This is a genomic window from Sphingobium sp. CCH11-B1 (assembly GCF_001556865.1).
GTDB lineage: Bacteria > Pseudomonadota > Alphaproteobacteria > Sphingomonadales > Sphingomonadaceae > Sphingobium.
The window spans coordinates 1-20,488 of the sequence record NZ_LSJY01000112.1 but is presented as its reverse complement, the minus strand read 5'-3'; the positions used below and the strand labels follow the sequence as shown (position 1 = coordinate 20,488).

The window sequence follows — 20,488 nt, the reverse complement described above, 5'->3', positions numbered from 1 at the left end:
GTGCATGCAGGGTCATCGTCCTGCCGCGTCGCAAGGCGGCGGCGTTGCTGGACGTTTGATGCAAGAATAGCATTCACGCCCGAATATTCTTATCAGAAAGCCTGTGATATCCGGCCTGACCGCAAGAATGTCATCAAAAGTGCCGGACATATGATGATTTTTGCGCATGCGCTGCCACTCAGAATATCCCGGTGCAAAAGAAGGGTAGCGCGCCCTTGGAGCCGCGCATCTGCAATCTGTCTTCTAACGCCAGGTGCGCAGCGTCAGGCCGGCAGCGCGATCATTGAAATCTGCCGCCCATAATCGCTTTCGCCGCGGTGGCATGACCGCCGATAGCTGTAGAAGCGGTCCGGCTGGCTGTAGGTGTCTTCGTCCAGCATCGCGATCCGCTCAATGCCAGCCTGGGCCAGTCGTGCGGCGACATAGGCGGCGATGTCGAACTGGCAATGCCCCGCCCGACCCGGCGTGAAGAAGCGCTCATTGGCCCGGTCCTCCGCCTCGAATCGAGCCGCGAACGCGTCCGTCACCTCATAGGAGGCGCGGCCGATGCATGGGCCGATCGCGCAGGCAATCCGGTCCACCTGCGCGCCGAGCGCCACCATCGCCCCTATGGTGGCGTCGGTCACGCCGCCGATCGCACCCTTCCATCCGGCATGGGCCGCGCCAACGATGCCGGCATGCCCGTCAGCGAACAGTACCGGCACGCAATCGGCAGTCAGGATGCCCAGCACCATGGCGGGCCGGTCGGTCACCATGGCATCGGCCGCAGGGCGCTGGTCCTCTGCGATCGCCTGCGTCACTGTAACCACGTCCGCCGAATGCACCTGCCGCACGGTGACCAGGCTGGTGCCGGGCAGCAGGGCGTCGCGCGCCAGATCGCGGTTGCGCAGCACTGCCTCCCGCTCGTCTTCCGATCCCAGCCCGACATTGAGGCCCGCGTGGACACCGGTCGATACGCCGCCCCGGCGGCCGGCAAAGCCATGCGGCAGGTCCGCAAGCAGGGGTGTCCGCAGCAATTCGATCATCGTCCCGTCCCTATTTCGTCCGATCCCCCTTTGGACGAGCATGTCGCAGACACGCAACATACTTGCGCATGGCGGATTAGGCGATAGTCTCCGGTCCCATAGCGCAGAGGGGGCGGGCAGCTTGGCCGTCCGCGCACAGCAAAGAGCATAAAGGGCATCATTCATGATTTTCGGGCGCATCAAGCCTTTGGACGCCATATTGGCGACGGCCGAGAAAAAATCGCTCCACCGGTCGCTCGGGGCGTTTCAGCTGACCATGCTGGGCATTGGCGCCGTCATCGGCACCGGCATCTTCGTGCTGACGGCGGAGGCGGCGCAGAAGGCCGGGCCGGGCATGATGCTGTCGTTCGTAATCGCCGGCTTCGTCTGCGCGGTGGCGGCGCTCTGCTATGCCGAGATGGCGGCGATGGTGCCGGTGTCCGGTTCTGCCTACACCTATAGCTACGCCGTCATGGGCGAACTGATCGCCTGGATGGTGGGCTGGGCGCTGATCCTCGAATATGCGGTGGCGGCGGGCGCGGTGTCGGTTGGCTGGTCCGGCTACGTCGTCGGCCTGCTCGAACACAGCTTCCATATCGACATACCCGATCTGCTAACGCGCGGGCCGTTCGACGGTGGCATGGTCAACCTGCCCGCGATGCTGATCGCGGCGCTCGTCACCTGGCTGCTGGTCATCGGCACAAAGGAAAGCGCGACCGTCAACGCGGTACTGGTGCTCATCAAGGTGTCGGCGCTGACGCTGTTCATCGTCCTGTCCGTGCCGGTCATGAACATGGACGGCTTCACGCCCTTCGCCCCGCTCGGCTTTTCCGGAATATCGGCGGCGGCAGCCTCGATCTTCTTCGCCTATGTCGGCTTCGACGCCGTCTCCACCGCAGCGGAGGAGACCAAGAACCCGCAGCGTAACATGCCGATCGGCCTCATCGGCTCGCTTGGCATCTGCACCATTTTCTACATGCTGGTCGCAGCCGGCGTCATCGGCACCGTAGGCGCGCAACCTGTTTTCGGCCCCGGCGGCGAAGCGCTCGCGCCCGGTTCGGCCGCCCTGTCGCAGCAGTGCGCGGCGCTGGCCGCTGCCGGGACCGAGGCTGTCACCTGCTCGAAGGAGGCGCTCGCCTGGACCCTGCGCGAGATTGGTTGGCCACAGATCGGCAACCTGCTAGGCCTTGCCGCCGGCCTTGCGCTGCCTTCGGTCATCCTGATGATGATGTTCGGCCAGACCCGCATCTTTTTCGTGATGAGCCGCGATGGCCTGCTGCCCGCGATGTTCTCAAAGGTCCACCCGACCTACAAGACGCCGCATGTCATCACGATCCTGACCGGCATCTTCGTCGCGCTCTTCGCCGCCTTCTTCCCGGTCGGCATTCTTGCCGATATCTCTAACTCCGGCACGCTCTTCGCCTTCGCCGCCGTGTCGATCGCGGTCATGGTGCTACGCAAGACCGACGCGGGCCGCGCCCGTCCGTTCCGCACCCCGGCGATCAACATCACCGCGCCGATCGCGATCATCGGCTGCCTCTACCTGTTCATCAGCCTGGGTACGGAAACCAAGCTTATGTTTGTGGGGTGGGCGGCGGTCGGCCTCGTTGTGTATTTCGCCTACAGCCGTAGCCGCAGCTATGTGGGGCGCGGCATCATCGACACGCATGAGCGTGACGAGGACATCCCGCCGCAGCCGGTTCCGCCCATGCCGGGCGCGCACACGCCGGGCGGCCGCGACGCCTGACCGACTTATCGAAGAGGAGCGGGAAACCGCCCCTCTTCAATGGAACTCGACCTCCGGGTCGCGCAGCGCCGCCCGATGCGGCCGGGTGAACATCTTCCCCCGCTCCGCCCAGACGACGGTCAGGAAAGACAGGCTGCCAAAGACCAGCAGCCCCAGCGTGAAGGGAAGGGTCGTGCCGTCGAAGGCGCGACCGACGAAGCTGCCCAGCGTCACTGACACGCCGGTGGTCAGGAACGCCTGAAAGGAGGAAGCGGCTCCCGCGCCCTTGTGGAAGGATTCCATCGATATGGCGCTGAAGTTGGACGCGGTGAAGGCGACGGTCATCATCGTCATCGCCTGCAGCAGCATGAATGTTACCAACGTCTCGCGCCCGGCCAGGATGATGGCCAGGTGGATCAGCGCGATCAGGATGAAGGCCAGCAACGCCCCCTGGCTCATCCGCCGCGCGCCGAATCGCGATACCAGCCGGCTGTTCACCAGGCTCCCTATGCCCATGCAGCCGGCAATGACGGCAAAGCCGATCGGGAAGATTTTCTGCGCGTGGAATACGTCGAAGAATATCTGCTGCACCGACAGGATGAAACCGATCAGCCCGCTCATCACCACGCCGCTCGCCAGCATATAGCCGATCGCGGAGCGGGTGCGGAGGATGGTGCCGATGGTATGCAGCAGCGCCTTTGGCGTGATCGCCACCCGATTTTCGGGCAAAAGCGTTTCGGGCAACCGCACCAGCATCCATAAGAGGACGAGGCTGGCGAGGATCACCAGCGCCCAGAAGATCCAGCGCCAGGGTGCCACCCACAATATCGCCTGCCCGAAACTGGGCGCCATCACCGGGATCAGCATGAACACCGCGAAGATCAGCGACATGACCCGCGCCATGGCATCGCCTTGGAACCGGTCTCGGATGATGCCGACCGTGATGACGCGGCTTGCGCCGGCGAAGAAGCCCGCGCTGCCCCGTCCGATCAGCATCATCGCGAAACTTTGCGCGCCTGCGCAGGCGATGCTCGACAGGATGAACAGCGCCATGGCGGTGCCAAGCACCTTCTTGCGCCCAAAGCGATCGGACAGGATGCCGAACAACAGCGATCCGATGCCCAGCCCGGCAAAATATACGCTGATGATCAACTGCCGGTCGTTGGGATGCGGGATTGCCAGGTCTCGACCGATCGCGGGCAGCGCCGGCAGCATCGGATCGATCGACAGCGCGTTCATCGTCATCAGGGAGGCGCAAATCAGCACGAATTCGCGGAAATGAATGTCGCGCGCCGGCGCTGTCGGGAAAGCAGGCGTCCTGGTCATGCAGGCGGCTATGCGGACAATGACCCGCTTGTACCAGTCTTAATGCGCTACGGATCGTCAGAAAATATCCCTTCGGCCAACCCACGATAAATCGCCGTGGTGATGGCAAATGCTGCGTTAACCATTTTTTATCGCTTCCCGGTCCAACCTGCCGCTCGTGGAAAAAGGGGTTCATTCCATTGAGCTAGAACGGAACAGGGAAGTCATCATGGGTAACGGCATCAAAAGCGCGCAATTTCTGATGGAAGCCCGCCTTTCGCGGGCGGCATATGGCTCGGCCGACGAATGCTATGATCTGGGCATGGCCTATTGCTGCGGCGACGGCGGCATGCCGATCGACCTGATCGAAGCGCACAAGTGGTTCAACCTTGCGGCCCTGCGCGGCAGCGAGGAAGGGCAGGCGATGCGCGCCGAGATCGCCGAGGAAATGACCGCGCGCGAAATTGCGGAAGCCCAGCGCGCTGCCCGCGCCATGATCGCTGCGACCCAGCTGCGGGCCGCCTGATCAGCCGCCCTTCCTGAACGGCGTGCGTTCGTTCAGCCAGACACGGTCCTGCCGCACGCCTTCGCGTTCCTGCTTCAGGAATTCGGCGACAGCCCGCCGGAATCCGTCATGCGGGATATGATGTGCCGACCATGTCGGTTCGGGCGCATAGCCGCGCGCCAGCTTGTGCCCGCCCTGTGCGCCGGCCTCCACCTTGCGCAACCCGCGCGCGATGGCGACGTCGATCGCCTGATAATAGCATAGTTCGAAATGCAGGTTGGGCACGTCCTCGACGCAGCCCCAATAGCGGCCGTACAGCGTATCTGCACCGATCAGGTTGAGCGCCCCCGCAATGGCTTGCCCCTCCCGCAGCGCAAGGATCAGCAACAGCTTGTCGCCCATCATTTCGCCCAGCAGGGAAAAGAAGGCGCGGGTGAGATAGGGGCGCCCCCATTTGCGCGCGCCTGTATCCTGATAAAATTGCCAGAAGATGTCCCAGTGCGCCTCGGTAATATCACGGCCGGTCAGGTGCGCGATTTCCAGGCCTTCGACGGCGCGCCGCCTTTCCTTGCGGATATTCTTGCGCTTCTCGCTCGACAGGTGCGCCAGAAAATCCTCGAAGCTTGCATAGCCGCGGTTGGTCCAGTGGAACTGGCTGTCCTCGCGGATCAGCCAGCCGGCCGCCTCGAACAGCGGCACCTGGTCTGGCTCGATGAACGTCGCGTGGGCGGACGACAGCCCATGCCGCTCGACCAGCGTTTCAATGCCGGCGATCAGGGCAGGTGCTACGGCAGGGTCGCGCAGCAGCAGGCGCGGACCGGGCACCGGCGAGAAGGGGGCGGCGATCTGGATCTTGGGATAATAGCGCCCGCCGGCCCTGACCCAGGCATCGGCCCATCCATGATCGAACACATATTCGCCCTGGCTGTGGCTCTTGCCATAGGCTGGCGCCGCCGCGGCGATCCGCCCGCCCACGCCGTCGATCACGATGGGCAAGGGTTGCCACCCGCTGTCGCCGCCGACGCTGCCGGATCGTTCCAGGGCGACGAGAAAGTCCCAGCTGACAAACGGATTGTCGCCGCCCGCGCAGGCATCCCACTCGTCGCGCGGAAAATCCGCCACGCCCGATCCGATCCGCGCCGTCACCTCACTCACGCGCTGCCTCGAAAATGATCTGGTCTGCGTGCCTGGCGGCCCGCTCATGATCCGCGGCGCTGCGTACGGTCCACGTCAGCACGGGCATGCCTCGCGCCCGGGCGCGGCGGGAAAGAGCAGTGGGAAGGTCGCGAACGTCACAGGCAAGGAAATCGGGTCTGGCGATCCAAAGCGCAAGGGCCTGCTCCACCGCCCTTCGCAATCGACCCTTGCCCTGCCGGGTTATCACCAGGCCGCGCAGCTGTCCATTTCGCTGTCTCGCAAACCAGCGCACCACATGCGGATTGAACGACATGATGGCGACCGGCGCCGCCTCGCGGCCCGTCAGGGCATCGGCGACCGCCCGACAGGGGGTGCGGACATGCGGTCCTTCCGCCTTGATCTCGATCAGCAGCGGCGTTCGGTCGCCGCACAAGGCAAGGAGGGCGGCGAGGCGCGGAACCGCGCCTCCGTCCGGCAGCCGCACATCGTCCAGCGCATCGGCGTTCAGTGTGGCTATCGCTTCGGCCCGCCCGCTCATGCGCCGCAAGTCGGCATCGTGGAAGACGAAGGGAACGCCGTCATGGCTGGCGCGGACATCGCATTCGATGCCATAGCCTGCGTCGATGGCGGCGTTGAAGGCTGCCATCCCATTCTCGCTCGCGTCCGGCCCGTGCAATCCGCGATGGGCGAAAGGGCGGTTGGTCAGCCAGCCCGGATCAGCCCTCCGGCCGGATACCACAGGCGCGTCAGGCCGCCGGCCTGACAAGCACCACCGCGTCGATTTCCACCACCGCGCCCAACGGCAGCACAGGCACGCCCACCGCGCTGCGGGCATGCTTGCCCGCTTCGCCGAACACTTCGACCATCAGTTCGGACGCGCCGTTCGCAACCTTGGGCTGGTCGGTGAAGGTCGGCGCGCTGGAAATGAACGCGCCCAGCTTGACGATCCGTTCGACCCGGTCCAGCGATCCCAGCGCCGCCTTCATCTGGGCGATGAGGTTGAGACCGCAGACGCGCGCCGCCGCGACGCCATAGTCCAGATCGCGGTCCTCGCCCAGGCGGCCGGTCAGAAGGCCATCGGGGCCCAGCGCTATCTGTCCGCTGATGTGGAGCAGGCCGTTGACCTCGACAGTCGGGACATAGGCCGCCACCGGTGCGGCGGCCTGGGGAAGAGTGATGCCGAGTTCGGCAAGGCGGGCTTCGATGCTCATGCTATAGTTGCTCCATGGGTGGCCGGCAAATCGTCGGGAGCCGGCCCTTCGGCCAGTCGCTGGGTGATCCATTGCTCCGCCGCGGTCCAATTGTCGATCCGGGCGTGGGCATAGGGGGCTGGCGGCACTTGGGCCGCGATTTCCGGTTCGCCCACCAGATGCAGCCGCCATATGCCCGCCGCATGGGTCGCGACCGAGTGATGATGTTCGGCCAGGTCGTCGATGAACAGCGCCACGCTCGGCCTGCGTTCCGCGACGATCGCGGCCAGCGGCCGTCCCTTGCCGCCCTGGTTCCACTGCACCGGCAGATGCAACCCGTGCGACGCGAGTTGACGGGCGCGGGCTTGCTGATGCCGTTCCGTGATGTTGGTCAGTACGACGATGTCGGCGATGTCGGACAATCGATGCAGCGCCTCGACTGCGCCGGCAATCGGCATCTGTCGATGCATTTCGGTTTCGAAGAAGCCCAGCAGCAGCTCCCAAACCGCGGCCCGCTCCAGCGGTTGCCCGCTGTCCTTGTGCCGCAACGCTTCGCCGAATCCGCGTTCGCGCATGTCGAAATGCACGTCATGCGCCTCGTCCAGCCATTGCCGGAATGGCACCACCATGTGCAGCAGCACCTCGTCGCAATCGGTGATGATGAGGGGACGGGTCATCGGTTCGACCCTTCACGCGCCAATCTTTCCTGCGCGGCGATGAGCGCGGCGGGGGTCGATCCGATCGTGTCGGCGCAGGCGATCAGATCCGGCTCATGGTCTGCCAGGAAAGCCAGCACCGCCGCCAGCAGGACCGGATTGTCGATACCGGCGCGGAGCGCGCCCGCATCCAGTCCTGTCAGCGCCAGCAGACGGTCCGCTCGTGCCTCTTCGCTCACCGTCCAACCGAGCGCCATCAGCGCCAGGATGGCGTCCTGCGGACCGCTATCATGCTTGCCATTCGCATTGTCGGGGCGCATTGTCTTTCCCTGCGGGTGGGGCGTCATGGGGCGCGCTCCGGAGCTTTTCTGAAACGCGGGTGACTGGTGGCAAAGCGCGTGCTCGTTGTCGAGGACAACGAACTCAACCTCAAACTTTTTTGCGACCTGCTGCGTGCGCATGGTCATGACGTGCTGCCTCTGCGCGATGGGCGCGACGTGCTTGATCAGGCACGCGACTTCCTGCCCGATCTTGTCATTACCGACATCCATCTGCCGCACGTCAGCGGCCTCGACCTCATCATTTCGCTGAAGGCGGATGATCGGCTTTCCTTGGTGCCGATCATGGCGGTGACGGCCTATGCCGGGCAGGGCGACGAGGAGAGGATCCGGGCTGCCGGCGCGCAAGCCTATGTGTCCAAACCCATTTCCGTCCTGCGCTTCATCGAACAGGTGAACGCGCTGCTTTAGCCGTCATCCTATTGTCATGCGGCTTTCATGCTCCTGCCTTCGTTTCGAAGCACTGGCGTCATCGCCCTCTGCCACCTCCCCTCCGCCAAGGCGCGGCGTTCCGCCGACAGCCTGAACACAGGGGTAGTTTTCCATGTCTCATCTGACCGACGAGGCGCGCGCGCTGTTCCGCGACGCCCAGCCAACCATCGAATTGGGCGACAACAGCCTGGAAGCCATCGTCGCGGCGAATCCCGGCCGCCGCAGTGTCCTCAAGAACGGCCTCATCGGCCTGTCGATGCTGCCGCTGCTCGGCTCGCTCGCTGCCTGTGACGACGACGATGACGGCGCCGCCGGTCCCAGCCCGACCCCCACGCCGACCCCGGCTCCAGCGCCCAGCTACGCGATCAATTTCGCGTCGGTCGCCATCAACACCAACGACACCGTCACCGTGCCCACCGGCTACACCGTGGACGTCCTGTTGAAGGCGGGTGACCTGGTGGAAGCGGGCACCGCCTTCGTGCCCGGCACCTTCCCCACCAGCGTCAGCCAGACCGCGGCCTGGGCGGGCGGCAACCATGACGGCATGGAATATTTCGAACTGTCCGGCACGGATCCCAATGTCGGCGGCCTGCTCGCGATCAACCATGAATATCCCGACCTCAATATCCTGTTTTCCGGCGCGTCCTACAATGCCGCCACCGCGACCCAGGCGCAGAAGGAGATCGTGCTGTCGGCGGTCGGCATCTCCGTGGTCGAAGTCGCCAAGGGCAGCGATGGCAAATTTGCGGTCAAAGCCGGTTCGCGCTTCAACAAGCGCTACAGCGGCAACACCGATTATCGCACCGGCGGCCCCGCTGCTGGCGTGATCGGCACGACCATCCGCGGCATGCTCAACAATTGTTCCAGCGGCCGGACGCCGTGGGGCACCTATCTCACCTGCGAAGAGACGACGAACAACTATCTCGATACCGCCCGTCCGAACAATCAATATGGCTGGGTGGTCGAAATCGACCCCTATCAGGAACTGGCGCCGCCGACCAAGCGCACCCCTATGGGCCGGTTCAGCCACGAAAACGTCGCTTATCTCAGCAATGCCAGCAACCGCGTCGCCTTCTACATGGGGGACGATTCGACGCCGGGCTGTATCTACAAGTTCGTGCCCGATCAGGCGTTCAGCACGACGAACCGTGCCGCCAACACCAACCTGCTCGATTATGGCACGCTCTATGTCGCGCGTTTCAACGCGGATGGCACGGGCGAATGGCGCGCTTTGGTCCAGGGGCAGCACGGCCTCGTCCGTGGCGCCGTCGATCCCGGCAATGTCAGCCAGTCGACCACGCCCCCCGCGCCAGTGACCGTCAATTTCGAAACACAGTCGGATGTGCTCATCAACACGCAGTCGGCGGCCCGCGTCGCTGGCGGCACGATCATGGACCGGCCTGAATGGATCACGGTTGCGCCCAACGGGCAGTCGATCTTCGTGACGCTCACCAACAACAGCGGTCGCCGCGTTACCGACACGCCCAACCCGCGCGTCCAGAACCTGCACGGCCACATCATCAAGTTCCGTGAAAACGGCGATTCGCCTCTGGCGACCGGCTTCACCTGGGAAATCTTCCTGCTGGCGGGCAATCCCTCGCTTGCCGAAGCCAATCTCAAGGGCAACATCAACGGGGACTATTTCTCCAGCCCCGATGGCCTGCGCATCGATCCGCAGGGTCGCCTCTGGGTACAGACCGACCATAATCTGACCGGCAACGCCGGCACGCTGAACGGCGCGGCAGCCAACATGGTGCAGGCCTTCGGCAACAACTCGATGTATTATGTCGATCAGTCGACCAAGCAGTCGAAGCGTTTCCTTGTGGGACCGACCGGCTGCGAGATTACCGGCATCGCCTATACCCCGGACCTCAAGTCCTTCTTCATCAACATCCAGCACCCGGACGGCAACTGGCCGGTATCGGGCCAGCCGCCGCGCTCCTCGACCATCGTGGTGCGTCGCACGGATGGCCAGCCGGTCGGTAACTGACCGCCGCAACTTATGACGGAAAGAGGGGGAGCGTCCCCGCGGACGCTCCCCCCTCTCTTTCCCTCAGGCCAGCCGGTGCGGCGGCAAACAGCAAAAGGCCCGCTCCTCTAAAGGGCGGGCCTTTTGCTGTCCGGACGTCCGATCAGGCGCGCGGGCGCGAAGCCCGCAGCGGCTTACTTGATCTTGGCTTCCTTGAACTCGACATGCTTGCGCGCGACCGGGTCATATTTGCGGAAGCTCAGCTTCTCGGTCTTGGTGCGCGGGTTCTTCTTGGTGACGTAGAAGAAGCCAGTGTCAGCCGAGCTGACGAGACGGATCTTGACGGTTGCCGGCTTGGCCATGGCCCTATTCCCTGGTCTTTAAATGCGTAAAGAAAAGCGGCTCGCCATCGGTGAGTGGCGGACCGCCCCGTTTCAGCCGTGCCCCATGATGCAGATTCGGCCCGATGTCAAGGCTGGCACAAGGATCTTTCCCGCTGCGGACGAGGATTTACGCGGCTTTAATCAATCCGCGCCATGATCCTCCCTCAGGGGCACAAGGGGAAGCGACCCATGCGACATGATCCGATACAGGCCATCTTGGCGGACCTGATGCGCCGGGTTGACGGGGTGGCCGACCAGCGCGGCCACATATCCGCCGCCCGGGTACAGGATGAGGTCGACCAGATCCGCCACATCGCCCGAATCGCCGGTTTCGACAGGATTGAGGCATTGGCCGGCACGCTGGAAACCGCCCTTTCGCTGCACGGACTGGCGCCGATCATGCTGTCCTATCTCGACCTGATGCGCGACGCGATCGGGGATGAGAGGACGAGCGCCGCCATCATCCCGGTCCCGCCCCATATCCTTGCCGCCGCCCGGCCTCTCCACGCCTGACCGCGCGGCCCGATGGACGCCCTGCTGACCGCGCTGCTCGGCTGCCTGCTGGGCGAGATGGGCGATAAAAGCCAGCTGCTGGTCGCGGCGCTCGCCGCCCGTTACGACCGGAATGGCGCGGTGATCGCCGGCGTTGTCGCTGCAGCCATTGCCAATGCCGCCCTGTCCACCCTTGCCGGGGCCTGGATCGGCCCGATGATGGGGCCGGACGCGCGGCTGTTGTTCCTGGCGCTTTCCATCCTCTTCCTTGGCGCGGGGCTGTGCTGGCGGGCCTCGTCGCCTGACTTGCTGACAGGCTGGCCGACTGGCCCCTTTCTCACCACCGCGCTTGGCCTTTTCATCCTTCAATTCGGCGACGGGCCGCAATTCCTGATCCTGGGCGCGGCCACCCGCTCGGCCCAGCCCGTGCTTGCCGGCATAGGCGGCACGATCGGCATCCTTGCCGCGCTCCTGCCTGCGGTCCTCTTGCGCGACCGGCTCTTTGCTCTCCTGCCTATCCGCCCGATCCGGCTGAGTGGTGGCGCGCTCCTGCTGCTGACCGGCGCGACCCTCGCGCTCTCCGCGACCGGCCTTCTCTGATCGAATATCTGCATCAGGCTGATCGCGATTCTGCGGCAAAAAAATGGGCACCGAATCCTGTCCCGATCATTATATATCCGAAATCATTTCTGGACAGGAGAACATGGATGACGGCTCCCGATCTCAAGACGCCCACTGACCTCAAGAGCAACCAGACCAAGTCGGTTGCAGACGCGCTCAACGGCGCGCTGGCGGACAGCTATGCCCTCTATCTCAAGACCAAGAATTTCCACTGGCACGTCTCGGGGCCGCATTTCCGCGACTATCATCTGATGTTAGACGAACAGGCGACGGAAATATTGGCGGTGACCGACCTGATTGCCGAACGGGTGCGCAAGACCGGCAATACCACCCTGCGCTCGATCGGCGACATTGCCCGCCGCCAGAGCGTGAAGGACAATGACGCAGATTTCGTCAGCCCGGCTGACATGCTGAAGGAGTTGCGCGACGACAATCTGGCGCTGGTCGAAACCTTCCGCGCAGTGAAGGCGGCCGCCACCGAAGCGGGCGATAACGCGACCGAAGGCATTGTCGACGACTGGACCGATCAGGCCGAACAGCGCGCCTGGTTCCTGTTCGAGGCGGCCCGCGGCGCCTAAATCCCATCTCCATTCGTTTCGGGCGTCGGCGGGAAAGCGGAAGTAGCGCTATTCCTCGACCGCGCTCGAAGCGAAGGCAAGACGATCAGTTCTCCTCCGCCACGTCGATCGCGACGATCTCCAGCGCCTCGGGCTTCCCTGCAAAGTCCAGCCGTTCCCCGACCTCGGCATCCATCATTGCGCGGGCGAGGGGAGAGGAGAAGCTGATCCGCCCCTCATTGGGGTCCGCCTCATCATCTCCCACCAAGCTGACGGTTTTTTCCTGCCCGTTCAGCCGGTATGTGACGCGCGTCCCGAACGCTACCGCCGCGGCATCGGGCACGGCCCGCAACTGGGCCGTCGCCAGCCGCGTCCGCCAGTAGCGCAGCAGCCGCTTATGCTTCTTGGCCGCTTCTTCTTCCATGGCGGCCGTGTCGACCGCCTCCAGCGCCGCGACCTTCTCCCGCGTCAGCCGCAATCCCCGCGCCGTCACCCAGTTGGGACCGGGCGGGATCGGCAGCTCGAATTTGGGCTCCATATGCTCATCATCGCTCTCGCGACGAAAGGCGACGCTCATCGTCCTCTCCTGACATGGCGGGCACAGCGGCCGACGGGCCGGTCAATCCTCGTCGAACAACCCGGCAAGCTGCTCGACCATCGTGCCGCCCAGTTGTTCCGCATCCATGATGGTCACGGCGCGGCGATAATAGCGGGTCACGTCATGACCGATGCCGATCGCGACGAGCTGCACCGGCGACCGGTTCTCGATCCATTCGATCACCTGTCGCAAGTGCCGCTCCAGATAGGTTCCGCTGTTGACCGACAGCGTCGAATCATCCACCGGCGCGCCATCGGAAATGACCATCAGGATGCGCCGTTCCTCCTGCCGCGCGATCAGCCGCGCATGCGCCCACAGCAGCGCCTCGCCGTCGATATTCTCCTTGAGCAGCCCCTCGCGCATCATGAGGCCGAGATTCTTGCGCGCGCGCCGCCACGGGTCGTCCGCCTTCTTGTAGATGATGTGGCGCAGGTCGTTGAGACGCCCCGGCATCGGTGGCCGTCCGGCGGCGAGCCATTCCTCGCGCGCCTGTCCGCCTTTCCATGCGCGGGTGGTGAAGCCCAATATCTCGGTCTTGACTCCGCAGCGCTCCAGCGTGCGCGCCATGATGTCCGCGCTGATCGCCGCGATGCTGATCGGCCGACCGCGCATGGAGCCGCTATTGTCGATCAGCAGCGTGACGACGGTGTCGCGGAATTCGGTATCCCGCTCGATCTTGTAGGAGAGCGAGCGGGTCGGATCGATCACGATCCGCGCCAGCCGTGCCGCGTCCAGCAGCCCTTCCTCCTGATCGAAATCCCAGGACCGCGATTGCTGCGCCATCAGGCGGCGCTGGAGCCGGTTGGCGAGCTTCGTCACCGCGCCTTGCAAGCTGACGAGCTGCTGGTCCAGGAAGCCGCGCAGCCGCACCAATTCGTCCTCGTCGCACAGGTCCTCCGGCGCGACCACCTCGTCGAACTTCGTCGTATAGGGCTTATAATCGAAACCGGGCGGCAGGTCCGACATCGGCCGGTTGGGCCGAACCGGCATCATGCCCTCTTCGCCCATGTCGTCCGCGCCCGCGTCGCTGTCAGCGTCGAACTCGTCGCTATAGTCGGTTTCGCCTTCCTCTGTATCGCCGCCCTTGTCCTCGGCGCGGGCCTCGGCGTTCATATCGCTGTCGCCGGCCTCTTCCTGGCCGCTCTCGCCTTCCTCCTGCTGGTCTTCCTGATCCTCGCCCTCGTCTTCGCTCTCCGGCTCGTCCGTGTCAGGCGGCACGTCGGCGTCGATCAGCTGAAGATGTTCCAGCATCGCGGTCGTCAGCTTCTGGAAGGCGCGCTGGTCGTCGATCGCCAGCATCAGCGAATCGAGATCGCCGCCGGCCTTGTCCTCGATCCACTGGTCGACCATGGCGACGCCGGCCGCCGCCTCCTTGGGGATCGCCTGTCCGGTAAGCCGCTCGCGCACTTTCAGGGCCAGCGCGGTGGACAGCGGCACTTCGTCGGCGGCGCGCGCGCGGCGGATCGCATCGGACTTGAGGCGCAGGTCGAGCGCATGGTTGAGGTTGTCGCGCACGCCCGCCATGGACCGCGACCCGATCGCCTCCACGCGTGCCTGTTCGACCGCGTCGAACACAGCCCGCGCGACGGCCTCGCCAGGCGCGGAGGCGGCATGGGCGCGCGCGTCGTGATGGCGCAGCTTCAGCGCCGACGCGTCGGCAAAACCGCGCGCCAGCGCCACCTGATCAGCGGGCAGCGCCCGGCCGGGGGTCGGCACCTTGATTGCCTTGCCCGCTGCATGTGGGGTGTCGGCGGTGAAGCCGACCTCCACCTCCGCGTCACGGGTGATCGCCCGCGCCGCGCCGGCCAGCACATCCTTGAACGCGTCGAGGGGGGATCGTTCGGTCACGGCGTCAGCAACTGGGCGCGAAGGGTCGAACGAGCGTCCTCATCGACGCCCAGCATGTCGCGCAGATACTTCTCCACGCCGCCGTAGCGCGCATCCAGCGCATCGAACAGCGCCTCCAGATAGGCGGCGTCCGCGCGCAAAACAGGCCCGACCACGTCCGCCCGTTCGCGCAGCGCCCGGGCCAGCCGGGAATCATTCTGCGCCAGCCGCCAGTGCCAGTCGGCATGCTCGTTCGTGGCGAGATAGTCGGCGAGGATCGTCTCCCTCGGCACGTCGAGAGCGGCGAGCATCAGCATCGCTCCCACGCCGGTCCGGTCCTTGCCCGCAGCGCAGTTGATGAGGATCGGCAGCCGCCCGTCCAGCACCTGACGGAACATGGCGCGGTAGGATTCCGCGTGATCGGTCGCGATGGTGCGGTAGATGGCGACCATCGTGGCATGCATGTCGTCCGCGGTGACGTTCTCTGCGCGCAGGACCTCGCCAAGAACCCCACTCGTCTCGCTATAGTCCCGGCAATAATAATCGACGTCCGGGCCGTGCCAGGAGGTCGGCTCCTCGCGCCGCTCGCTGGGGCGACGGAAATCGCAGATCGCGCGGATGCCCAGCGTGCGAAGCGTCTGCGCATCCGTGTCGGTCAGCAAGGCCATGGTGCCGGACCGATAGAGCATCCCGTGGCGAACGCGCCGCCCGTCACGGGTCGCGTGCCCGCCGAAGTCACGCAGATTGAACCCGCTGGCCAGCGGCAGGACGGCTGCGGCGGCCACGCTCATATCCGCTCCGGGTCGCCGACCCGCGGCACGGCGATTGTCTCGATCTGCGTCTCCACTTCGCTCATCAGCTTGTGGACCGGGCATTTGGCGGCGACCGCGATCAGCTTGTCATGCTGTTCGTCGGTGATCGCGCCGGTGACGGCGATCCGGGTCGTCAGCTTGTAGACGCCCTGCCGCTCCCCGCTCGCGTCGCGGACGACACCGACATGGATGTCCTCCACGGGAATGCCGTTGCGCTGCGCATACCACAGCATCGTCATCGCCTTGCACGCGCCGAGTGCCGAATCGTAAAGGTCATGCGGATCCGGCCCGGCGTCATCGCCGTCGGGCGCAGACATATCCGCCACGATCTCATGCCCGCGGATACTGACGCGGTGCGCGGTGCCGCCCGTGGAATCGATCCGCTCGACGACGATCATGCTTTCATCTCCCGACCGTTGAAGTGCCGGGGCGAACCCTCAGTTCGCCCGGCTCGCCACGCTTTCGGGAAGGTCCGTCCCGAATACCCGCTGATAATATTCGGCCACCAGCGCCCGTTCCGCCTCATCGCATTTGTTGAGGAAGGACAGGCGGAAGGCGAAGCCCACATTCTTGAAGATGAGCGCATTCTGCGCCCAGCTGATCACGGTACGCGGCGACATGACGGTGGAGATGTCGCCGTTGATGAAGCCCTGCCGCGTCAGTTCGGCGACCTTGATCATATTCTCGACTTCCTTGCGGCCGCCCTCATGATCATATTCGCCCGACTTCGCCAGCACCACCTGCGCTTCGGTCGCGGCGGGCAGATAGTTGAGCGCCACCACGAGGTTCCAGCGGTCCATCTGGCCCTGATTGATCTGCTGCGTGCCGTGATAAAGCCCGGTCGTGTCGCCCAGTCCCACCGTGTTGGCGGTCGCGAACAGGCGGAAATGCGGGTTGGGGCGGATCACCCGGTTCTGGTCGAGCAGCGTCATCTTGCCGTCCGTCTCCAGCACGCGTTGGATCACGAACATGACGTCGGGCCGTCCCGCATCATATTCGTCGAACACGAGCGCGACCGGCCGCTGCAACGCCCAGGGGAGCAATCCTTCGCGGAATTCCGTCACCTGCTGGCCTTCTTTAAGCACGATGGCGTCGCGGCCGACCAGGTCGATGCGGCTGATATGCGCGTCGAGGTTGATACGGATACAGGGCCATTTCAGGCGGGCGGCGACCTGCTCGATATGGCTCGACTTGCCGGTGCCGTGATAGCCCTGCACCATCACGCGGCGGTTGAACGCGAAACCCGCCAGGATCGCGAGCGTGGTGTCGGGATCGAACACATAGGCGGGGTCGAGGTCCGGCACCCGCTCGTCGGCCTGGGAAAAGGCGGGGATTTTCATATCCACATCGACGCCGAAAACCTCCCGCGCGTCCACCTCGCGGTCTGGCGCGTCCAGCAGCGTATCGGCGCGGGCGTCCGGCTGGACGTTGGAAATGTCGGTCATCGGCACATCATCTTTCTGCGAGTCTGTCATCCGCCCCTATCCGATCCATTCGGGGCGTGTCGATAGAGTGGGGCCTCGGGTCGTACCGATCAAGCGGCCCTTCGGCACGAACTGGCCTGTTCCTGTCCTATCCACTGCTTTTTCGCCATGATCCCCACGATGATGGTCAGGGGCGATTGGACAGAAAATATCCTATTCCCGTAATGAAATGTCGAATTCTGCGGGAAATATGCGAAGTTAAGCGAAAGCGGCTGCCTTGCGCAGATGGCCATAGGCCTCGATTACATCCTGCAAGGCGCCTTCATGGCTGCGGTCGCCGCCATTATGATCGGGGTGATACCGCCGCAGTAATTCGGTGTAGCGGGTGCGCAGCGCCTTGCGGTCCGCGTCGATGGACAGACCCATGACGGCCAGTTGCTTGCGATCTTCGCCCGACAGAAACTTGCCATCCTGCCGCATCTGGTTCGCCTCGCGCGCCTTGGCCACCCGCTCGCGGAACTTCGCGCCGATGGCGTCGAGCGGATCCTGAAAGTCCGACCATTTGGGTGGCGGGCTGGTGGCGTTGGAGGAGAAGGCGCGGGTTTCCCTCTCCCACCCCGCATAGGGTCGCTGGGCTGCGGCGATCTCCTCCGGGCTCATGCCGGTGAAGAAATTATAGCCCTGATTGAATGCGCGCACATGGTCCAGGCACAGCCAGCGCCAGCGCGGCCCTTCCCGATGGGATGGGCCGTCTTCCAGCGGCGGCGCCCGGAACTCGCCGGGTTCCGGGCAGCCCTCGACCGCGCAGGGGCGGTCGCTTTCCACGCGCCCGTGGAAACGGTTGAAGCGACGGGTCGAAAAAGGATCGGTAGACAAGATGGTCCTGATGAAAGTCTGGGCAAACCGTCTATATAGGAAAGATGACCACCGACCTCAAAGGCCCAATGGCAGGCCCGATCGCCACTGAAATCGAGGCGCGGCTGCGCGCTGCCCTGTCGCCGGAGCAACTCGCGGTCATCGACGACAGCGAAAAGCATCGCGGCCATGCCGGGCATGACGGATCGGGGGAAAGCCATTTCACCGTCGACATCACCGCCAGCCGGTTCATCGGAGAGAGCCGGGTCGCCCGCCAGCGGTTGGTGAACAGCGCGCTTGCCGACCTGCTGCGCGACAAGGTCCACGCCCTCGCCATCAAAGCCCGCGCACCCGGCGAGGCGTGAGACTTTCGGGCGCGCTCGCGGGTTCTGCTCCCCGACAAGGAGCATGACAGCCATGGCCTATGATTTCTGGTACTGGCCGAGCATCACGGGGCGGGGCGAATTCGTCCGGCTGACGCTCGAAGCCTGCGGCATCCCCTATCATGATTGCGCGCGAGAGCAGGGGGCCGAAGCCCTCATTGCCGACATGGCGCGTCATGATCGTGGGCCGGCTTTCGCGCCGCCCTATCTGTCGATCGACGGCGCAACGGTGTCCCAGACCGCGAACATCCTCTTCTACCTGTCGGAACGGCACGAATGTGGCCCTTCCGGCATGAAGGCGCGCTACTGGCTGGCACAGGTGCAACTCACCATCATGGACATGGTGGCCGAAGCGCATGACGCGCACCATCCGGTCGGCGTCGATCTCTATTATGAGGACCAGAAGGCCGAAGCGTTGCGCCGGACGGAGGAGTTTCGCAACCGGCGCATCCCCAAATATCTGGACTGGTTCGAACGCGCTCTTGCCGCCCAGCCAGGCGACTGGCTGGGCGGCGGGCGCTGGAGCTATGCGGACTTCTCGCTCTTCCATCTCCTGGCCGGGCTGCGCTACGCATTCCCCCTGCGCATGGCGACGCTTTGCGACGCATTTCCGAAACTCTCCGTTCTCCATGACAGGGTTGCGGCCCTGCCTGAATTGCAGGACTATCTCGGCAGTGACCGGCGGCTTCCCTTCAGTGGCGAAGATCTATTCCGCCACTATCCCGAACTGGACGCGCCATGACCTTCGACGACCTCCTCATGCAGACCGTGACGCCCACCACCCATGACCTTGGCGACTTCAAGGTGCATCGCTCGCTCCCGGTCAAGGGACGCACCATGGTCGGCCCCTTCATCTTCTTCGACCAGGCCGGGCCGGCGCAGTTCGGGCCGGGGCAGGGGATAGACGTACGCCCGCATCCGCACATCAACCTCGCCACCGTCACCTATATGTACGAGGGCGCCTTCCTGCACCGGGACTCGCTGGGCACGCAGCAACGCATTGAGCCGGGCGCGGTCAACCTCATGACGGCCGGGAAGGGCATCGTCCATTCCGAGCGCTCACCTGATGAGGACCGTGCCAAGGCGTCCAAGCTCTCCGCGATCCAGACCTGGCTTGCCCTGCCCGACGCCGTGGAGGAAATGGACCCCGCCTTCGAGCATGTGGCGGCCGACGCGCTGCCGGTGATCGACGATGGCGCGGCGCGGGCGCGGGTCATCATGGGGTCGCTCTGGGGCGAGACTTCGCCGGTGACGACCTACGCCCACACCATCTATGCCGATATTCAGCTCATGCCTGGCGGCCGCATCGCGATCGACGCCTCGACCGACGAGCGCGCGCTCTATGTGTCCGGTGGCGACGCGATGCTGGACGGGCTGATGCTGACTCCGCAGACGCTTTACGTGTTGCGCCCCGGCATATCGGCGACGCTGTCGAGCGTCGACGGCGGACGGATCGTGCTGTGCGGCGGTGACGCCTTCACCTCGCCACGCCACGTCTGGTGGAATTTCGTGTCGTCGCGCCCCGACCGCCTGATGCAGGCGCGCGAAGATTGGGAAGCATTGCGCTTTCCCCTCATCCCCGGCGACGATCAGGAATTCATTCCCATCCCTCAGGGCCGGCCTAAGACGGTCAGCTATCCCTGAACGCCGCCCGGCATGGCGCTACTGGACGAACGTCAGCGACAGGTTTTCGGCATTTTTGGGAATGTCGATCCGGCTCTCGTTGATCGACGCTTCCTCGCCGGGTTTCAGTCGGGTCTTGTCCGCCTTGGTGGTCCAGCTGAACACCAGGCGATTCTGCCGGTCGCGCAACTGCACCAGCACCGGCGGCACGGGCAATGTCTCCGCTCCGCTGTTCACGATCCGCGCGCCGAATGCGAAATATTCCTCCCCGGTCGGCAGCTTGCGCCGCTCGGCGGGCTTCGACAGATAGAATAGCAGGTCGGGATCGCCCTCTTCCGACAGCAGGCCCATCGACACCATCCATCCAGGTGTGCCGAAATAATAAAGCGCCCCGCCCGCCGCCGCGACGATCAGGCAGAAAGCGGCGGCGGCATAGGTCCATAGCTTCAGCACGTTGCGGCGCCGCTTCGCCGGGGGCGGCGTATCTGTCCATGCCTCCGCGTCCTCGGCGCTCCCGCGAACGCCGGCATAGATGTCGTCGAACCGATGATTTTGCGCCGCCGTTTCGGGCTCCGCAATCACCGGTTCCGCAACATCCGGTTCGGACGGCGCCGGGTAAGGCTCGACGGTCTGAGGTGCAGGCGTGATCGG

At 64.7% G+C, this 20,488-nt stretch carries 25 protein-coding genes; 10 read left to right on the top strand and 15 right to left on the bottom strand.

Going from position 1 to position 20,488, the window contains the following annotated elements; translation table 11 throughout:
- Positions 1-263 precede the first annotated feature (263 nt).
- On the bottom strand, positions 264-1,025 hold the full coding sequence (gene pgeF / locus AX724_RS11785; protein WP_066766532.1) for a peptidoglycan editing factor PgeF: 762 nt from the start codon (positions 1,023-1,025) through the stop codon (positions 264-266).
- Positions 1,026-1,188: 163 nt separating this feature from the next.
- Here pgeF and AX724_RS11780 point away from each other — a divergent pair, with 163 nt between their 5' ends.
- Positions 1,189-2,751 (top strand): amino acid permease, encoded by a 1,563-nt coding sequence (locus AX724_RS11780; protein ID WP_066766528.1) that lies wholly within the window; start codon positions 1,189-1,191, stop codon positions 2,749-2,751.
- A gap of 36 nt (positions 2,752-2,787) precedes the next feature.
- Here the strand turns inward: AX724_RS11780 and AX724_RS11775 are convergent, their stop codons facing one another.
- Complete coding sequence (locus AX724_RS11775) at positions 2,788-4,056, bottom strand: multidrug effflux MFS transporter (RefSeq protein WP_066766525.1); 1,269 nt, start codon at positions 4,054-4,056, stop codon at positions 2,788-2,790.
- 208 nt (positions 4,057-4,264) lie between these two features.
- On the opposite strand from AX724_RS11775, the gene AX724_RS11770 reads away from it, so the two are divergent.
- Positions 4,265-4,561: an SEL1-like repeat protein gene (locus AX724_RS11770; RefSeq protein ID WP_066766523.1), complete on the top strand. Its 297-nt coding sequence runs from the start codon at positions 4,265-4,267 to the stop codon at positions 4,559-4,561.
- On the opposite strand, the gene AX724_RS11765 is transcribed toward AX724_RS11770, so the two are convergent.
- From AX724_RS11765 to AX724_RS11745, 5 genes are read right to left on the bottom strand one after another with little or no spacing between them, the layout of a single operon-like run.
- Positions 4,562-5,695 (bottom strand): GNAT family N-acetyltransferase, encoded by a 1,134-nt coding sequence (locus tag AX724_RS11765; protein WP_066766521.1) that lies wholly within the window; start codon positions 5,693-5,695, stop codon positions 4,562-4,564.
- Positions 5,688-6,383, bottom strand: coding sequence for a glycerophosphodiester phosphodiesterase family protein (locus tag AX724_RS11760; RefSeq protein ID WP_269454153.1), 696 nt, complete (start codon positions 6,381-6,383; stop codon positions 5,688-5,690). The genes AX724_RS11765 and AX724_RS11760 overlap by 8 nt, the downstream gene beginning before the upstream one ends.
- 40 nt (positions 6,384-6,423) lie before the next feature.
- Positions 6,424-6,888: a RidA family protein gene (locus AX724_RS11755; RefSeq protein WP_066766518.1), complete on the bottom strand. Its 465-nt coding sequence runs from the start codon at positions 6,886-6,888 to the stop codon at positions 6,424-6,426.
- Positions 6,885-7,544 carry a hypothetical protein gene (locus AX724_RS11750; protein WP_066766514.1) on the bottom strand — a complete coding sequence of 220 codons (660 nt, stop codon included), beginning with the start codon at positions 7,542-7,544 and terminating at the stop codon, positions 6,885-6,887. Before AX724_RS11750 ends, AX724_RS11755 begins: the two co-directional genes overlap by 4 nt.
- A complete protein-coding gene (locus AX724_RS11745) occupies positions 7,541-7,843 on the bottom strand; it encodes a DUF3572 family protein (RefSeq protein WP_066766512.1) in 303 nt (100 codons plus the stop codon). Before AX724_RS11745 ends, AX724_RS11750 begins: the two co-directional genes overlap by 4 nt.
- 66 nt (positions 7,844-7,909) lie before the next feature.
- On the opposite strand from AX724_RS11745, the gene AX724_RS11740 reads away from it, so the two are divergent.
- Positions 7,910-8,272, top strand: coding sequence for a response regulator (locus AX724_RS11740; protein WP_197421556.1), 363 nt, complete (start codon positions 7,910-7,912; stop codon positions 8,270-8,272).
- A gap of 133 nt (positions 8,273-8,405) precedes the next feature.
- Positions 8,406-10,283: a PhoX family protein gene (locus AX724_RS11735; protein WP_066766508.1), complete on the top strand. Its 1,878-nt coding sequence runs from the start codon at positions 8,406-8,408 to the stop codon at positions 10,281-10,283.
- 173 nt (positions 10,284-10,456) lie between these two features.
- Here the strand turns inward: AX724_RS11735 and rpmG are convergent, their stop codons facing one another.
- Complete coding sequence (rpmG, locus tag AX724_RS11730) at positions 10,457-10,624, bottom strand: 50S ribosomal protein L33 (RefSeq protein ID WP_021226203.1); 168 nt, start codon at positions 10,622-10,624, stop codon at positions 10,457-10,459.
- Positions 10,625-10,834: 210 nt separating this feature from the next.
- On the opposite strand from rpmG, the gene AX724_RS11725 reads away from it, so the two are divergent.
- From AX724_RS11725 to AX724_RS11715, 3 genes are all read left to right on the top strand, one after another.
- Positions 10,835-11,158 (top strand): hypothetical protein, encoded by a 324-nt coding sequence (locus tag AX724_RS11725; protein ID WP_066766506.1) that lies wholly within the window; start codon positions 10,835-10,837, stop codon positions 11,156-11,158.
- A 12-nt stretch (positions 11,159-11,170) separates the two neighbouring features.
- Complete coding sequence (locus tag AX724_RS11720) at positions 11,171-11,737, top strand: TMEM165/GDT1 family protein (protein ID WP_066766503.1); 567 nt, start codon at positions 11,171-11,173, stop codon at positions 11,735-11,737.
- A 107-nt stretch (positions 11,738-11,844) separates the two neighbouring features.
- The gene (locus AX724_RS11715) at positions 11,845-12,336 is read left to right on the top strand and encodes a Dps family protein (RefSeq protein ID WP_066766501.1); all 492 of its coding nucleotides are present in this window, start codon (positions 11,845-11,847) and stop codon (positions 12,334-12,336) included.
- 85 nt (positions 12,337-12,421) lie between these two features.
- Here the strand turns inward: AX724_RS11715 and AX724_RS11710 are convergent, their stop codons facing one another.
- The 6 genes from AX724_RS11710 to AX724_RS11685 all read right to left on the bottom strand — a co-directional run bounded on the left by AX724_RS11710 (position 12,422) and on the right by AX724_RS11685 (position 17,852).
- Entirely contained in the window at positions 12,422-12,892 is a 471-nt protein-coding gene (locus tag AX724_RS11710; protein ID WP_066766498.1) for a GreA/GreB family elongation factor, read from the bottom strand.
- A 42-nt stretch (positions 12,893-12,934) separates the two neighbouring features.
- Positions 12,935-14,761: a cobaltochelatase subunit CobT gene (cobT, locus tag AX724_RS11705; RefSeq protein ID WP_066766495.1), complete on the bottom strand. Its 1,827-nt coding sequence runs from the start codon at positions 14,759-14,761 to the stop codon at positions 12,935-12,937.
- Entirely contained in the window at positions 14,758-15,531 is a 774-nt protein-coding gene (locus AX724_RS11700; RefSeq protein WP_066766492.1) for a tyrosine-protein phosphatase, read from the bottom strand. Before AX724_RS11700 ends, cobT begins: the two co-directional genes overlap by 4 nt.
- The gene (locus AX724_RS11695; protein WP_066766489.1) at positions 15,528-15,950 is read right to left on the bottom strand and encodes an OsmC family protein; all 423 of its coding nucleotides are present in this window, start codon (positions 15,948-15,950) and stop codon (positions 15,528-15,530) included. The genes AX724_RS11700 and AX724_RS11695 overlap by 4 nt, the downstream gene beginning before the upstream one ends.
- Positions 15,951-15,989: 39 nt before the next feature.
- Positions 15,990-16,997 (bottom strand): cobaltochelatase subunit CobS, encoded by a 1,008-nt coding sequence (gene cobS, locus AX724_RS11690; RefSeq protein ID WP_066766704.1) that lies wholly within the window; start codon positions 16,995-16,997, stop codon positions 15,990-15,992.
- A gap of 237 nt (positions 16,998-17,234) precedes the next feature.
- Positions 17,235-17,852 carry a J domain-containing protein gene (locus AX724_RS11685; RefSeq protein ID WP_066766470.1) on the bottom strand — a complete coding sequence of 206 codons (618 nt, stop codon included), beginning with the start codon at positions 17,850-17,852 and terminating at the stop codon, positions 17,235-17,237.
- 44 nt (positions 17,853-17,896) lie between these two features.
- On the opposite strand from AX724_RS11685, the gene AX724_RS11680 reads away from it, so the two are divergent.
- From AX724_RS11680 to AX724_RS11670, 3 genes are read left to right on the top strand one after another with little or no spacing between them, the layout of a single operon-like run.
- On the top strand, positions 17,897-18,196 hold the full coding sequence (locus AX724_RS11680) for a BolA family protein (protein WP_066766463.1): 300 nt from the start codon (positions 17,897-17,899) through the stop codon (positions 18,194-18,196).
- A gap of 52 nt (positions 18,197-18,248) precedes the next feature.
- A complete protein-coding gene (locus AX724_RS11675) occupies positions 18,249-18,956 on the top strand; it encodes a glutathione S-transferase (protein ID WP_066766462.1) in 708 nt (235 codons plus the stop codon).
- Entirely contained in the window at positions 18,953-19,858 is a 906-nt protein-coding gene (locus AX724_RS11670; RefSeq protein WP_066766460.1) for a pirin family protein, read from the top strand. Before AX724_RS11675 ends, AX724_RS11670 begins: the two co-directional genes overlap by 4 nt.
- 18 nt (positions 19,859-19,876) lie before the next feature.
- On the opposite strand, the gene AX724_RS24045 is transcribed toward AX724_RS11670, so the two are convergent.
- Positions 19,877-20,488: thioredoxin (locus AX724_RS24045; RefSeq protein WP_066766457.1), on the bottom strand; the 612-nt coding region annotated here is incomplete at its 5' end.

Coding starts and splice junctions, on each gene's coding strand:
- pgeF (WP_066766532.1), bottom strand. CDS start 1,025: ATGATCGAATTGCTGCGGACACCCCTGCTTGCGGACCTGCCGCATGGC.
- AX724_RS11770 (WP_066766523.1), top strand. CDS start 4,265: ATGGGTAACGGCATCAAAAGCGCGCAATTTCTGATGGAAGCCCGCCTT.
- AX724_RS11675 (WP_066766462.1), top strand. CDS start 18,249: ATGGCCTATGATTTCTGGTACTGGCCGAGCATCACGGGGCGGGGCGAA.
- AX724_RS11680 (WP_066766463.1), top strand. CDS start 17,897: ATGACCACCGACCTCAAAGGCCCAATGGCAGGCCCGATCGCCACTGAA.
- AX724_RS11780 (WP_066766528.1), top strand. CDS start 1,189: ATGATTTTCGGGCGCATCAAGCCTTTGGACGCCATATTGGCGACGGCC.
- AX724_RS11745 (WP_066766512.1), bottom strand. CDS start 7,843: ATGCGCCCCGACAATGCGAATGGCAAGCATGATAGCGGTCCGCAGGAC.
- AX724_RS11755 (WP_066766518.1), bottom strand. CDS start 6,888: ATGAGCATCGAAGCCCGCCTTGCCGAACTCGGCATCACTCTTCCCCAG.
- AX724_RS11725 (WP_066766506.1), top strand. CDS start 10,835: ATGCGACATGATCCGATACAGGCCATCTTGGCGGACCTGATGCGCCGG.
- AX724_RS11775 (WP_066766525.1), bottom strand. CDS start 4,056: ATGACCAGGACGCCTGCTTTCCCGACAGCGCCGGCGCGCGACATTCAT.
- AX724_RS11750 (WP_066766514.1), bottom strand. CDS start 7,544: ATGACCCGTCCCCTCATCATCACCGATTGCGACGAGGTGCTGCTGCAC.
- AX724_RS11710 (WP_066766498.1), bottom strand. CDS start 12,892: ATGAGCGTCGCCTTTCGTCGCGAGAGCGATGATGAGCATATGGAGCCC.
- AX724_RS11670 (WP_066766460.1), top strand. CDS start 18,953: ATGACCTTCGACGACCTCCTCATGCAGACCGTGACGCCCACCACCCAT.
- AX724_RS11695 (WP_066766489.1), bottom strand. CDS start 15,950: ATGATCGTCGTCGAGCGGATCGATTCCACGGGCGGCACCGCGCACCGC.
- AX724_RS11735 (WP_066766508.1), top strand. CDS start 8,406: ATGTCTCATCTGACCGACGAGGCGCGCGCGCTGTTCCGCGACGCCCAG.
- rpmG (WP_021226203.1), bottom strand. CDS start 10,624: ATGGCCAAGCCGGCAACCGTCAAGATCCGTCTCGTCAGCTCGGCTGAC.
- AX724_RS11700 (WP_066766492.1), bottom strand. CDS start 15,531: ATGAGCGTGGCCGCCGCAGCCGTCCTGCCGCTGGCCAGCGGGTTCAAT.
- AX724_RS11720 (WP_066766503.1), top strand. CDS start 11,171: ATGGACGCCCTGCTGACCGCGCTGCTCGGCTGCCTGCTGGGCGAGATG.
- cobS (WP_066766704.1), bottom strand. CDS start 16,997: ATGACCGACATTTCCAACGTCCAGCCGGACGCCCGCGCCGATACGCTG.
- AX724_RS11715 (WP_066766501.1), top strand. CDS start 11,845: ATGACGGCTCCCGATCTCAAGACGCCCACTGACCTCAAGAGCAACCAG.